Origin of the sequence: Dactylosporangium siamense (assembly GCF_016862795.1) — a bacterium.
Taxonomy (GTDB): Bacteria; Actinomycetota; Actinomycetes; order Mycobacteriales; family Micromonosporaceae; genus Dactylosporangium; species Dactylosporangium siamense.
The window spans coordinates 79,677-92,564 of sequence record NZ_BONQ01000052.1 but is presented as its reverse complement, the minus strand read 5'-3'; the positions used below and the strand labels follow the sequence as shown (position 1 = coordinate 92,564).

Sequence of the window (12,888 nt, the reverse complement as noted above, 5' to 3'; positions counted from 1 at the left end):
GTACTGTGCAGCGCCTTGACGAGATCGAACGCCAGCTCCACGCCTCCGAGCCGGGTGCGCCAGCCCGCCGGCTGAGCCGCCTGCTCGCCGACCGGGCCGAGCACAACGTCAGGACGCGGTCGGCGCCACTGCTGGACCTGGTGTCGAGGCTCGGCGACCGGCTGCGCGCGGACGGGGTGCCGGTGACCAGCTCGGGCGGCCCCTGGAGCTTCCGCGAGTTGGACGTGTACGACCTGTTCGTCGCCGAGGACATCCCCTTCGAGCTGGAGCCGCCGAACCGGATCCCCCTCGCCGACTGGTTCGCCGACGGCGAACCCGGCCGCCGGCCGCTGCTGGCGCTGGGCACGCACCCGCTGTTCACCACCAGGTTCCGTCGCGAATGCGTGGACCTACTGGGCAGCCATTCCTTCGGTGCAGAGATAACGGGTGGACAGCCGCTGCACCCGAACCTGCTCGCACGGGCGCTGGCGGTCCCGGGGGTGGCCGCGATGCTCGCCGCCGAGGTCGACGTGCTGACCGCGGCGGCGGCCGCCGCGCCGATCGGCGAGCTGAAGCGCATCCTGCACCGGCTGGGGCCGCTGCGGACCCCGGCGGGCTACGCCGCGTTCGGGCCGCTCCTGGACCGCCTCGCCACGCTGGATCCGGCGGACGCCCTGTCGCGGACACTGCGCTGCGGCATCCCAGTTGAGCTGGCTTGGCCGGCGTACGTGCAGGCCTTTGCCGGCCTCGACCCGGCGCACCTGCGCACCGACCAGGACTGGCCACTGCTGGCGATCCACGACAACGACAATGCCGTGGTCCTGGGCCCGTCCGGCGTCATTGCCCGGTATCACCTGAATGTCCCGGAACGCGATGGGATCGAGGGCCGGTTCCAGCCGCGCTGCACCCTGCACGGCGGCCGGCTCCTCGTCAGCTGGCGGGCCCGCGGCACGGAGGTCGGCTACTGGGCCGACACACTGGACGTCGTCCTCGACGTCGCCGACGTGGACGCCGAACTCGCCGGTATCGTGGTCGGCCCGGCGACGCGGCCGCCCACGTTCTCAGACGTCGTCCCCGGTGGCCGGTTCGAGCCGGTCCCCGACGGCGGTCCGGTCCGCCGGCGCTGGCGTCGGGAACTGCCGGCCGGCGCGCCCGCCGCGTTCGGCGCCGTCGACGGTGAGACCGGCTGGGACGTGATCGACACCGCCGGTATGTCGTGCGTCCGGTCGGTCGACGGCCGCCAGGTCCCACTGCCGGCCACCGCTGTCGTGGCCCAGATCGCGGGGGTGCTGCGACTGCCGGGCGGCGCCGACCGCCTCGTCACCGCCGACCCGTTCGGCGCCGTGACGATCTGGGATCCGGTGACCGGCACGCCCGCGTACGGCCCGGACAGAGCCGAGGGAATGCCGCCGGTCGGCTGGTGGGATCTGCTGGGCCCGCGGGACCAGGCCGCTTCCGCGGCCATGCGTGCCGGCGGACCGCTCCCGCCCGCCACCGACCCGGTCCTGGTCGCCGGGGTGGAACGGCAGGCCACGATCGCCGCGGACCTGACCGCGACCGTCCACCTGTTCCGGGCGCTGCGCCACCTGCCGCCCTCGCCACTGGTGCCGGCCCACGCCGATGACGCGACCCTCACCAATGCCGTCGCCGGACTCGCCTACGCGTCGAAGTTCGGCGCGCCCAGGCGGTCGGCCCGCGCCGACCTGACCGCCGGCTACCGCCTGATGGACTTGCTGCACAGCCTGCCGGCCGCACTGCGAGGCGGGTCGAGCCCTCGCTCCGCCGGGGTGAGGGGTTGGAGCCGTGTGGTCGGTGGTCTCGGCGCCCTGGCGCTGCGAGCGGGGATGGCGACCACACCGGCACCGGAGCGGGAGGCCCTCGCCACGCTGCTGACCGCCCTCGCCGACGCCGGCCTCGCCGACGGCACCGCCGGCCTGTCGATGCTCACCGTGGTGGTCGACGACGAGTTCCCGGGCGATATCGCCGCGAAGTTCGACCTGCGGGCGGTCGTCGCCGAAGGGATCCACTCCGGGCTCGGCCGCTCGTGTCATCGGGTCATCGTCCGCGGGGCGGCGCCCGAACGTGACGGGCTACAGGTGGTGGAACGCACTCCGCTCGGCGCATGGGGCACCACGGGGTCCGTCCAGCGGTTCGTTGACCTGCTCGCCGAGCGTGGCCCGGTCACCTGGCGCCCGGAGTGGGCAGCCCCTGCGGCGACCGCCGTGGGCGTGCGGGCCGCGACCGCCACAGCGCTGCTCACCGGAGCGCTGTACGCGGTTGCCGCTGACGATGTCGTCGTTCCCGCGGACTACCTGGCTGCGACCGGTCTGACCGCACGTCGCGAACGCGCCGCGTCGCGCAAGCTCGGCGCGCTCCCGCCGGGCCGGCTGCTGCACCTGCTCAACGCCGCCATGCCCACGGACCCGGAGACACTGTGGCGATCGGGCCCGGACGTGGCACGCCTCGCGGCCGCCTGGAACACGCCGTCGCCGACCCCGTACGAGCCCTGAACCCATCAGGGCGCCAGCAGCTGCTTCCGCAGGGCGGTGGAGAGCTCGTCGACGGTCAGCGTGCCCTTCTCCGAGATCACGGTGAGGGCCTGGTACGCGGGATCGGCCGGATGCGTGAGCGTGATGACGGCGACCGGCTCGGTGTAGTGGTTGGCGGAGTTCGTGTACTCCGAGTAGGCCTGGGTGAACACGACCGCCTCGCCGAGCGCGGTCGGCACGGTGACATTCCGGCGGTCCGCCGGGATGTCGGCGGTCGTGCGGTAGACGCCGTGGTCGCCGTTGATGTGGCGGGAGGTGTCACCGGCGGGGCAGGTGGTGGCGAACGCCATGAGCCGGAACGCGCGGCCGGCGCCGAGGTACACCACCGTGTCGAGGCCCGGGCAGCCGCTCGGTGCGGACGAGCGCGGGATGAGCCGTTCGCCGGCGCCGAGCTGGATGCGCAACGGGACGGGGCCGCCGGCCGGGGCGACCGTCGGCGAGGTGACGGGTTCGGGCGAGGGGTCCGGGCGGGCGTCGGCGGGGCGGCAGCCGCTGACAAGGGCGGCCACGGCCACTGCGATGACGAGACTGCGAGACATGCACCCTCCGACGTCCGGTCCGGGTGGTGGCGTTCCCCGCTGTCCGGTTCACGACCGCTTCAGTTCGCCGCCCGGCCGCCGATGAAGGGGGCACGTTTCTGCGATTGGTTGCTTGATGACACGGACTGTTGACGTACGCGCCCGCGAGGCACACGGCACCGGCGCGATGATCGGCGCGGTGCTGGACGGGCGCCTGGTGCGGCCGGTGTTCCAGCCGATCGTGGACCTGTCCACCCGGGCCGTGGTGGGGATGGAGGCGCTCGCCCGCGGGCCCGCCGGCTCGGTGCTCGAGTTCCCGGACCGCCTGTTCGCGGCCGCCCGGGACGCCGGCCGGTTCGGGGAGCTCGACATGCTGTGCGCCGAGCGGGCGCTGGAGCTGGCGGTGGCCGCGCCGGTCCCGCCGCCGCTGCTGTTCGTCAACGCCGAGCCGGCGGTGCTCGACCAGCCGCTGTCGCCGCGGCTGATCGAGCTGGTGAGCGCCGGGCTGCCGTTCCGGGAGGTGCTCGAGTTCACGGAGCGGGCCCTGCCGTCCGTGCCGGGCAGCATGCTGCGGCTGGTCGGGGCGGTGCAGCAGTGGGGGAACGCGATCGCGCTGGACGACGTCGGGGTCGATCCGATGTCGCTGGCCTTCCTGCCGGTCCTGGAACCCGAAGTGATCAAGCTGGACATGAGCCTGGTCCGCAATCCGGAGGCGCACACCACCAGGGCGGTGGCGGCGGTGGTGCGGTCGGAGGCGCGGCGCACCGGCGCCGTGGTGATCGCCGAGGGGGTCGAGACGGAGGACGACCTGGTCGTCGCCCGCGACCTCGGCGCCCACTGGGGGCAGGGCTGGCTGTTCGGGCGGCCGGGCCGCATCGAGCAGGCGAGCGACCGGTTCGACGCCACCGCCCGGGAGGCGTTGCGCCCGCCGCGTCCGGGGTTCCACCAGGCGCCCGGCACGCCGTTCCAGGCTGCGGGACGGGCCACCGTCGGGAGTGCGGAGACGGTCGCGGAGGCGCTCACCGGGCTGCGCCGGGTGCTCGCGGCCGACCGTTCCGCCGTCGTGCTGGTCTCCAGCGGGGCGGGGGCCGTCCCGGGCATCGCCGGTTCCCTGGACGGCCTCGTCGGTCAGGCCCGATCGGTCATCGTCATCGACAAGCCCGTCACCGACGAGTTCACCGCTGTGGTCATCGGCGCCGGCTACGGCCACGCGCTGTGCGTCCGGTCGTCCGGTCCGCTGGAGGTCGCCGTCGTCGAGGACCTGCCCACGGTCGCCGCCGTCACCCGCGCCCTGCTGAACCGGCACGGCTGAACCCCGCGACCGCGACGAGCGCACGAAGGACCTGCTCGCCGGGCTCGTGAGACGGTGAGGAGTCAGGCCGGTGGCCGCAGCAGCTGGGTGATCAGGGCGCCGGCGAGCCACTGTTCGTAGCGGTCGGCGGTCCAGCCGCGCTCGATGACGAGGGTCCGGTAGACCTCGGGGAGCACGAGCGTGAGGTAGATGGCGACGCCGGCGTCGACGTCGATCCCGGGCGCCAGGTGGGCGGCGACGGCCTCGACCTGGCGGCGGAAGGCGCGTTCGCGGTTGCCGGCGATGGTGCGGAGGTCTTCGGCGATGTCCGGGTCGGTCCGGGCCGCCTCCTGGTAGATGTCGATGACGTCGTACATCTGCTCGTGCTGCCGGCGCTGGAGGTTCGCGACCAGGCGCAGGGCCGATCGGGGGTCCGGGTGCGCGAGGGCCTCGTCGTGGGCGCGGTCGACGTCGAGGGTGCCGACGACGCCCCAGGCGATGGCCCGCAGGATGGCGGCCTTGCCACCGAACGCCGAGTAGATCGTCGGGGCCGGGATGTCGGCGGCGTCGGCGATCGCGGCGATGGTCGTCCCCACGTAGCCCTGGGTGGCGAACAGGGTGCGCGCCGCCGCCGCGATCTGCGCCTTCGTCGCCTCGGCCTGCCGCTGCCGGTGGCCCTTCTTGACAACCACGCACGGAGAGTATCACTCTTGTCGTCATAGCTTCACTATGATGAAAAGAGCGGGACTATGGCTGACGAGTTGATCGAAACGCCCGTGCTGATCGTGGGCGGCGGGCCGGCCGGGCTGACCGCGTCGCTGCTGCTGTCCCGGCACGGCGTCGACTCCCTGCTCATCGACAAGCGGGCGAGCGAGTCCGGGTTGCCGCGGGCCCGGGGCGTGCACTCCCGCGCGATGGAGATCCTGCGGGTCTGCGGCGTCGAACCCGACCTGCGCGCCGTGGAGCTGCCGATCACGCCGGGGGCGCAATGGCGCACCGACCTGACCGGGCCGCCGCTGCGGGAGGACGTGCCGTCGGCCGGCCGCATGACGGTGAGCCCGTGCGAGGGCCTCGCCGTCTCGCAGGACGTGTTCGAGTCCGTCCTGCGCGACCACGCCCGCGGTCACCAGGCCGCGCGCGTCGAGCGGGGCACGCTGCTGGAGTCCTTCGAGCTCGCCGACGGCGGCGTGCTGGCGAGCGTGGTCGAGCCGGCCACGGGACGTGCGAGGCGGGTCCGGGCCCGGTGGATGATCGCGGCGGACGGCGCCCGCAGCGGGATCCGCGAGCGGCTCGGCATCGCCATGGACGGCCCCGACGACCTCGGCCGGCAGGAGATGATCGCGTTCCGGGCCGACCTGACCGGCTGGACCGGTGCCCGCCCGCGTGGGATCTACTTCCTCACCGCCACCGGTGCCGCGCTGATCTGGACCCACGCCGACGACCGCTGGATCATCAGCCGGCCCGGCACCCCGGACGGCGAGGACCCGGCGACGGTCGTCCGTGCCGTGCTCGGCCTTCCCGACCTGAAGCTCGACGTGCTGGCCGGCGGCCCGTGGACGGCCGCCGCGCAGTCCGCCGCCCGGTATGCCCACGGCCCGGTGTTCCTGGCCGGCGACGCCGCGCACCGGTTCCCGCCCGCCGGCGCGACCGGCGTGAGCGCCGCGATGCACGACGTCCACAATCTCGCCTGGAAGATCGCCGCCGTCGTCCACGGGCACGGCGACGATCGGCTGCTGGCCAGCTACGCCGCCGAACGGGAGCCGGTCGGCCGGCGCAACGCCGAGGAGACCGGCGCCGCGTGGTCCCGGCTCTTCGACGGGAGCGCCGCGCCGTTCAACGGGCGGAGCCTGAGCCAGATCGACATGGGGTACCAGTACCGGTCGCGGATCGTCGTCGACGACGGTGGTCCCGACGCCGATCCGGCCGGCGCCGACTACGAGCAGCGCGCCGCGCCCGGCTGCCGCGCCCCGCACCTGTGGCTGCCCGGCGGGACCTCGACCATCGACCTGTTCGACGACCGGTTCACGCTACTGACCGCCGGACCCGGCAGTGCGTGGCGCGACGCGCTGCGCCGTCCCGCGGTGCCGGTGGCGAGCTACGTCGTGACCGATCCCGGATGGCCCGGCCTGTACGGCGTCGCACCCGACGGTGCGGTGCTCGTCCGCCCCGACGGTCACGTCGCCTGGCGCAGCCGCACCGCCTCCGCCGACCCCGCCGCCGGCCTCCGCGATGCCCTGGCCACCTGCACCGGGCTCACCAGGAGGTGACGGTGACCGACCTGGCCCGCAGGGCGGCGAGCTGCTCCTCCGGGATCAGCTTCAGCGGGGTCACCTCGAGGCGCTTCAGGTTGCGCAGCGTCTCGATGCCGTCCAGGGAGCGGATGTCGAACTCGTCGGTCTCGCCGTCCCACTGGCTCCACACGGCGTGCTGGATGGTGTAGCCGCCGCCGGTCCAGTGCAGCCGCTCGATGCCGTCCAGCTGCTCCTGGGTCAGTTCGATGGCCAGGACGCGGGCCAGGTTCGCCTCGTCCAGCTCGTACTCGTCGAAGAACTCCGCGGTCGGCAGCGGCAGCCCGAGCAGGTCGATGACGGCGAGCTTAAGGTTCTGGTCGGCGAACGGCGCGGTGAGCGTCGACGGGTCCGGCAGGAGGGAGTCGACGTGGACGCCGCGGTCCGCCAGCGTCACCAGGACCTCGCGTTGCTCCGGCGTGTGCCAGTCGACGTCGACCCGGGTGAGGCGCGCACAGTCCAGCAGCGGGCGCAGGTCCGCCGCCGGGGTGACGCCGAGGCTCAGCAGCCGCAGCGACGGCAGCGCGGCGAGCGGCGCGAGGTCCCCGACGGCGGACTCCACCAGGTGCAGGATGCCGACGTCCGGGTAATCCGTGATGCCGGCCAGGCTCCGGATGGTGGTGTCGATCCCGTCGGGCACGGCCTCGAACAGCTCGGACCGGTCGGTCCAGCGTCCCTCGTCCGTGTCCGGCGGGATCGGTGTCACCAGCAGCTCGTCGTACCGTTGCGTGGGCACGTCGGCGGTCTCCAGCAGTGCCAGTCGCAGACACGGGTCCATGACCGGCACCCTAGCGAAGGTCAGCGCTGTCCCGGCGTGATGTAGTCGATCCAGACGACGTCGCCGCTGTCCAGGCGCAGCGTCACGGTCGCGTCGCGGGGGACCGCGACCGGGATCGTGACCGTCGCCCAGGCGGTGGCCGAGCCCCGGTTGGGCAGTGCGAGGCGGTGCCGTTCGACGCCGTTGACGAGCACCGTGAGGTTGACGTTGTCGGTCACGGTGGCGTAGCGCAGGTCGATGCCGCCGCCGCGGGCGACGTGGTCGAACTGCATCGACGCGCCGTTGGCATAGACGAGGGCGGTGCGGTCGTTCGAGGCGGTCGTGTCGGCGATCGCGATGCCGGTGGTCCCGCCCTGCGGCAGGTCGGCGTACTCCGCCTCGGAGCGTCCGGCGCCGGAGAAGTCCGGCGGTTCGAACGCGGCGACGCGGCGCGGGCCCTGCACGTAGATGCGCTTGCTCAGCTCCGCGCGGAAGCGGGCCAGGACGGTCGGGTTCGCCTGGACCCGGCTGTCGCCCCAGTATCCGTTGGCGCACGCGCCGGGCTGGCAGTTCCACATGGACTGGGAGCTCCAGTTGGTGTTGATGTACGCGACGCCGCGCACGATGTCCCGGTTGCGCTCGATGAACCGGAAGTACGGCGCGTACCAGGTGTCCCAGATCTGCTCGGCGGTGACGGGCACGGTCGCCCGGGGGCCGCCGGTCGCCGGGTCGACGAAGATGCAGCCGGCCGTCAGCTTGCCGAGGTCGAAGCCCTGCGGCGCGGACTCGGAGACGAACACGGGCTTGCGGTGCCGCCGGGCGAACGCGAGGAACGAGTCCTGCACGGCCGCCGGGGTCGCGGCGATCTTGCCCGGGTCCTCGCAGCCCCACTGGTACCGGTCGAACGCCGTGCCGTAGAAGTGCGACAGGCCGGCCCAGTCGACGTACTCGTCGCCCGGGTACCACTGGTCCCAGTGCCCGGCCGCGGTCGACGCGTACGGTTCGGCTTCGACGCGCGGCCAGGCCGCCGTCTGCCACACCGTGGCGATCCTGCGGGCGTGCAGCTGGTCGATGCGGCGCGCGATGTACCGGTACGCCTGCTTGTACAGCTCCGGCTCGTAGGCGTTCCAGGCGCCGTCGAACTCGTACCCGATGCGCAGGAAGACCTCACGGTCGGTGCGGTCGAGGTAGGTGATGAACTCATCGAGCCAGCGCCGGTAGCGCGCGGTGGTGGCGGTGTCGGCGGTGCCGGCGAGGGCCTTCAGCGGCGTCTGCGCGGGGTCGGACAGGAACAGCCCGACCGCGAGCCCGCCGCCGTAGCTGTTGATCGTGGCGGGGAAGTCGTTCTCGCCCGCGCCGTAGTCCGTCGGCTGGAACATGCCGCTCATCGGCGCGCCGACCAGGTTGGTGTAGAGCGTGACCCCGGCCGGCACCGGGAAGTCGCGGTCCCGGTCCAGCACCGAGGCCTTGTAGTCGGCCAGGGTCGTGCTGTCCTGGCCCAGGTAGAACAGGACCCGGTCGCCGGACGGCAGGTTGCGTGCCGCCAGGGGGCGGTGCCGGCCGGCGTCACCGGAGGCGGCCTGCGCCGACGGGGTGAGGGCGAGCACGGTCGCGGTGACGGCAAGGATCGTGGCCCAGCGGGCCGAGCGTCGTGACAAGGGTGACCTCCAGGGCGGGGTGTTGCGGCGACGGTAGGGCCACCGCCGCGAAGCACTCCACGCCTTTCGAAAGCGCGGTGCCGAAACCGCGGTGCCGAACGTGCGGTGCGGAGGGCGTGTTGCCGAAAGCGCCTTGTCGAAAGCGCCGACGTTTCGTCCCGCTGTTATCGGGCACGATCCGGCCATGCAGACGCCGGTCGGGATCGCTGTCGCCGGGATGCGGGTCGTCGACTCCACCGGAGCGCCGGTCGGCACGGTGAGCGCCGTGCAGCCGGCGGGGACCGACGTGCGCCCGGACGTCGTCGCCGGCATCGCCGAGCACCTGATGGTCACCGGCTACCTCCGCATCGACGGCACCGGTGTCCTGTCGAACGACGTCTATGCCGCCGGCACCCAGGTCGGTGTGGTCACCGACGGTGAGCACGGCGTCGTCGAGTTGCTCGTCCATCGGGAGGATCTGCACCGGGCCACCCCCTGACCGCACCGACCGAGCGCCGCCGACCGGGACCTACCTGGTCGGCGGTACATCCATGTCCGGAGTGCGGGAGATCCACCGGTGTCGACGGCCGGGATTAATCGTAAGGATTGTTGACAGTTGAGGCATCGACTCGTACCTTACCCATGGTCACGCCGACGAGAGGGGGACTCGTGTCGGGAGCTTTGTCTTTCGGTCAGGAACGGCTCTGGTTCCTGGACCAGCTCGACCCCGGAGATGCCTCCTACAACATCCCGCTGGTCCTGCGCCTGACCGGAGACCTGGATCCGGCGCGGCTGCGGGCGGCGTTGCAGGGCCTGGTCGAACGGCACGAGACCCTGCGCACCAGGTTCCCCGCCGTCGACGGCCGCCCACACGCGACCGCCGGCCCGGCGCCGCAGCTGGCCGAGCTCACCGGTACCGCGGAAAACGTCGACGCACTGCTCGCCGAGCGCAGCAACGCCCCGTTCGACCTCGCCGAGGGGCCGCTGCTTCGGGCGACACTGATCCGGATCGGGCCCGGCGAGCACGTCCTGAGCCTGGTCGTGCACCACATCGTCGCCGACGGCTGGTCGCTCAACGTGCTGCGAGACGAGCTGGCGAACCGCTACGCGGGCACGTTCGACGAGCCGCCGCTGCCGACCACGTACGCCGCGTTCGCGCAGGCCCAGCGCGACGCCGGCACTGTCACCGGCGCAGGGCAGGACACCACCTTCTGGCGCGGCCAGCTCACCGGCGCCGCCCCCCTCGAACTGCAGCCGGACCTGCGCCGGCCGGCGGCGAAGACCTCCGACGGCGCGTTCCACACCCGCCGGATCCCGCTCGGCCCCGACCTGGACGCCGTCGCCCGTGAGCAGCGGGTCAGCCCGTTCATGGTGCTGCTCGCCGCGTATCAGGTGCTGCTGCAACGGCACACCGGCCAGGACGACATCAGCGTCGGCGTGCCGGTCGCCGGGCGCAACGACCCCGACGTCGAGCCGCTCGTCGGCTACTTCTCCAACACCCTCGTCATGCGCGCCGACCTCGGCGGCGACGGCACGTTCCGGGAGCTGTTGCGGGCCACCCGCCGCACCGCCCTCGGCGCGTTCACACACCAGGACCTGCCGTTCGAGCGGCTCATCGACGAGCTGCGGGTCGAGCGGGACCTGACCCGCAACCCGCTGTTCCAGACCCTGCTCACCGTGCACAGCCAGGACGGCGACCGGCACGGCGTCCCCCGGCCGTTCGGGCCGCTGACCGCGGTCGAGATCGACGGCGGTCACGCCCAGACGAAGGTCGACGTGATGCTCGACGTCTGGCGCTCCGGCGACGACCTGGTCGCCGTGTTCGGCTACCGGCGCGACCTGTTCCGCCCCGGGACGATCGCCGCCCTCGCCGAACGGCTCGAGGTGCTCCTGCGCGCCGCGCTCGCCGCCCCCGACACCCGGGTCCGCGACCTGCCCGTGCTCACCGACGCCGACCTGGCGTTCCTTGACGTCGCGGGTACGACCGCCGCCCCGCCGACCGGCTCCGTGCTGGACGGCCTGGCGGCCCGGGTGGCCGCGCACCCGGACCGGCCGGCGCTGGACGGCATGACCTACGGGGAGCTGTGGGAGGCGTCCGGCCGGCTGGCCGGGGCGCTACTGGAAGACGCCCCGCGGATCGTCGGCGTCTGCCTGCCCCGCGGCCCGCAGGCGGTCGTCGCCATGCTCGCCGCCTGGCGGGCCGGCGCCGCCTACCTGCCGCTGGACCCCGCGTACCCGCCCGCCCGGCTGGCGTTCATGGTCGCCGACAGCGGCGCCACCGTCGTCGTCGGCGCAGACGCTGTCGTCGGCGCGGACGCTGTTGTCGGCGCGGACGCTGTTGTCGGCGCGGACGCTGTCGTCGGCGCGGACCTGTCCTTTGCCGGTGTCCGGACGGTCCCGGTCACGGCGGGCGGCGCCGGCACCCCGGTGCGGCCGGACCCCGAGGACACCGCCTACGTCATCTACACCTCCGGCTCCACCGGCACCCCGAAGGGCGTCCTGGTGCCGCACCGGGCCCTCGCCGCCCGGGCCGACTGGATGCGTGACGGCTACGGCATCACGGCCGCCGACACCGTCGCGCAGTTCGCGGCGCTGAGCTTCGACACCCACGCCGAGGAGCTGTGGCCGGCGCTGACCGCGGGCGGCACGGTCGTCTTCGCCGACGCCGACCTGCCCGACTTCCTCGCGACCCCGGCCGGTGCGGCGGTGACCGTGCTGGACCTGCCGACGCCCTACTGGCACCGGCTGGTCGACGACCTCGGCGGCGTTCGCTGGCCGGCCGGGCTGCGCCTGGTCATCCTCGGCGCCGACCAGGTCGAGGCGGCCGCCGTCGCGCAGTGGACCGCCGCCTTCGGCGACCGGGTCCGCCTGGTCAACTCCTACGGCCCGACCGAGACGACCATCATCGCCACCGTCGCGGACCTCACCGGCACCAGCGACCACCTCACTGCCACCGAGCGCCCGCCGATCGGGCGTCCACTGTGGAACACCACGGTCGCGGTCACCGACCGGCACGGCCGCCCGGTGCCGCCCGGGGTCCCGGGCGAGCTGCGCGTCGGCGGTGCCGGCGTGGCCCACGGCTACCTCGGCCGGCCCGGCCGCACCGCGGAGGCGTTCGAACCCGACCCCGACGGCCCGCCCGGCGCCCGGCGGTACCGCACCGGCGACCGGGTGCGGTGGCGGCCCGACGGCCAGCTGGAGTTCCTCGGCCGGCTCGACGAGCAGGTCAAGGTCCGCGGGTACCGGATCGAACCCGGCGAGATCACGGCCGCGCTGCTCGGGCTCCCGGGCGTCGGCCAGGCCGCCGTCGTCGCCCGCGGCGACGCGCTCATCGGCTACGTGGTCCCAGCCGACCTCGATCCGGCGGCCCTGCGGCAGGCGCTCGCCGGGACGCTGCCGGCGCACCTCGTCCCGAACGCGATCGTGGCCCTCGCCGCGCTGCCGCTCACCGTCAACGGCAAGCTCAACAAGGCCGCCCTGCCCGACCCCGAGGTCCGCTCGGCGACGGGGTTCGTCGCGCCCCGCACCGACGCCGAGGACCTGGTCGCCGGGGTCTGGGCCGAGGTCCTCGGGGTGGAGAAGGTCGGCGCGCTCGACGACTTCTTCGACCTCGGCGGCCACTCGCTGCTCGCCACCCGCATGGTGGCCCGTATCCGCGCCGCCGTCGACCTGACGGTGCCGATCCGCACCCTGTTCACCCACCGCACGGTCGCCGGGTTCGCCGCGGCCGTCGAGGCACTGCTCATCGCCGAGATCGAGGCGATGGACGAGGAGACGGCACAGCACATGCTCACGGGGAAATCATGACCGGCCAGCGGAGCGTCTCGGGCCGGTCATCAGGAGGACGGCAATGGGTCAGGCGCCCGGAA

Annotated in this window: 9 protein-coding genes; 5 read left to right on the top strand and 4 right to left on the bottom strand. The window is 73.6% G+C overall.

The genetic code is table 11. From position 1 onward, the window contains the following. Window positions 1–5 precede the first annotated feature (5 nt). Window positions 6–2,489 (top strand): hypothetical protein, encoded by a 2,484-nt coding sequence (locus Dsi01nite_RS17570; RefSeq protein ID WP_203847241.1) that lies wholly within the window; start codon window positions 6–8, stop codon window positions 2,487–2,489. A 5-nt stretch (window positions 2,490–2,494) separates the two neighbouring features. On the opposite strand, the gene Dsi01nite_RS17565 is transcribed toward Dsi01nite_RS17570, so the two are convergent. After that, window positions 2,495–3,067 (bottom strand): hypothetical protein, encoded by a 573-nt coding sequence (locus tag Dsi01nite_RS17565; protein WP_203847240.1) that lies wholly within the window; start codon window positions 3,065–3,067, stop codon window positions 2,495–2,497. Between the two features lie 115 nt (window positions 3,068–3,182). On the opposite strand from Dsi01nite_RS17565, the gene Dsi01nite_RS17560 reads away from it, so the two are divergent. After that, a complete protein-coding gene (locus Dsi01nite_RS17560) occupies window positions 3,183–4,358 on the top strand; it encodes an EAL domain-containing protein (protein WP_203847239.1) in 1,176 nt (391 codons plus the stop codon). 62 nt (window positions 4,359–4,420) lie between these two features. On the opposite strand, the gene Dsi01nite_RS17555 is transcribed toward Dsi01nite_RS17560, so the two are convergent. Continuing rightward, the gene (locus Dsi01nite_RS17555; protein WP_203847238.1) at window positions 4,421–5,029 is read right to left on the bottom strand and encodes a TetR/AcrR family transcriptional regulator; all 609 of its coding nucleotides are present in this window, start codon (window positions 5,027–5,029) and stop codon (window positions 4,421–4,423) included. A 57-nt stretch (window positions 5,030–5,086) separates the two neighbouring features. On the opposite strand from Dsi01nite_RS17555, the gene Dsi01nite_RS17550 reads away from it, so the two are divergent. Then, window positions 5,087–6,604, top strand: a complete 1,518-nt coding sequence (locus Dsi01nite_RS17550; protein WP_203847237.1) for an FAD-dependent monooxygenase — start codon at window positions 5,087–5,089, stop codon at window positions 6,602–6,604. Here the strand turns inward: Dsi01nite_RS17550 and Dsi01nite_RS17545 are convergent. Continuing rightward, complete coding sequence (locus Dsi01nite_RS17545) at window positions 6,591–7,403, bottom strand: DUF6892 domain-containing protein (protein ID WP_203847236.1); 813 nt, start codon at window positions 7,401–7,403, stop codon at window positions 6,591–6,593. The two genes, Dsi01nite_RS17550 and Dsi01nite_RS17545, sit on opposite strands and share 14 nt — an antisense overlap. 20 nt (window positions 7,404–7,423) lie before the next feature. After that, on the bottom strand, window positions 7,424–9,040 hold the full coding sequence (locus tag Dsi01nite_RS17540; RefSeq protein ID WP_203847235.1) for a hypothetical protein: 1,617 nt from the start codon (window positions 9,038–9,040) through the stop codon (window positions 7,424–7,426). Window positions 9,041–9,224: 184 nt separating this feature from the next. Here Dsi01nite_RS17540 and Dsi01nite_RS17535 point away from each other — a divergent pair, with 184 nt between their 5' ends. Both Dsi01nite_RS17535 and Dsi01nite_RS17530 read left to right on the top strand, forming a co-directional pair. Then, entirely contained in the window at window positions 9,225–9,518 is a 294-nt protein-coding gene (locus tag Dsi01nite_RS17535; RefSeq protein ID WP_239135962.1) for a hypothetical protein, read from the top strand. 182 nt (window positions 9,519–9,700) lie between these two features. Beyond that, complete coding sequence (locus Dsi01nite_RS17530) at window positions 9,701–12,826, top strand: non-ribosomal peptide synthetase (protein ID WP_203847234.1); 3,126 nt, start codon at window positions 9,701–9,703, stop codon at window positions 12,824–12,826. Window positions 12,827–12,888 lie beyond the last annotated feature (62 nt).

Coding starts and splice junctions, on each gene's coding strand:
- Dsi01nite_RS17565 (WP_203847240.1), bottom strand. CDS start 3,067: ATGTCTCGCAGTCTCGTCATCGCAGTGGCCGTGGCCGCCCTTGTCAGC.
- Dsi01nite_RS17560 (WP_203847239.1), top strand. CDS start 3,183: ATGACACGGACTGTTGACGTACGCGCCCGCGAGGCACACGGCACCGGC.
- Dsi01nite_RS17550 (WP_203847237.1), top strand. CDS start 5,087: ATGGCTGACGAGTTGATCGAAACGCCCGTGCTGATCGTGGGCGGCGGG.
- Dsi01nite_RS17545 (WP_203847236.1), bottom strand. CDS start 7,403: ATGGACCCGTGTCTGCGACTGGCACTGCTGGAGACCGCCGACGTGCCC.
- Dsi01nite_RS17535 (WP_239135962.1), top strand. CDS start 9,225: ATGCAGACGCCGGTCGGGATCGCTGTCGCCGGGATGCGGGTCGTCGAC.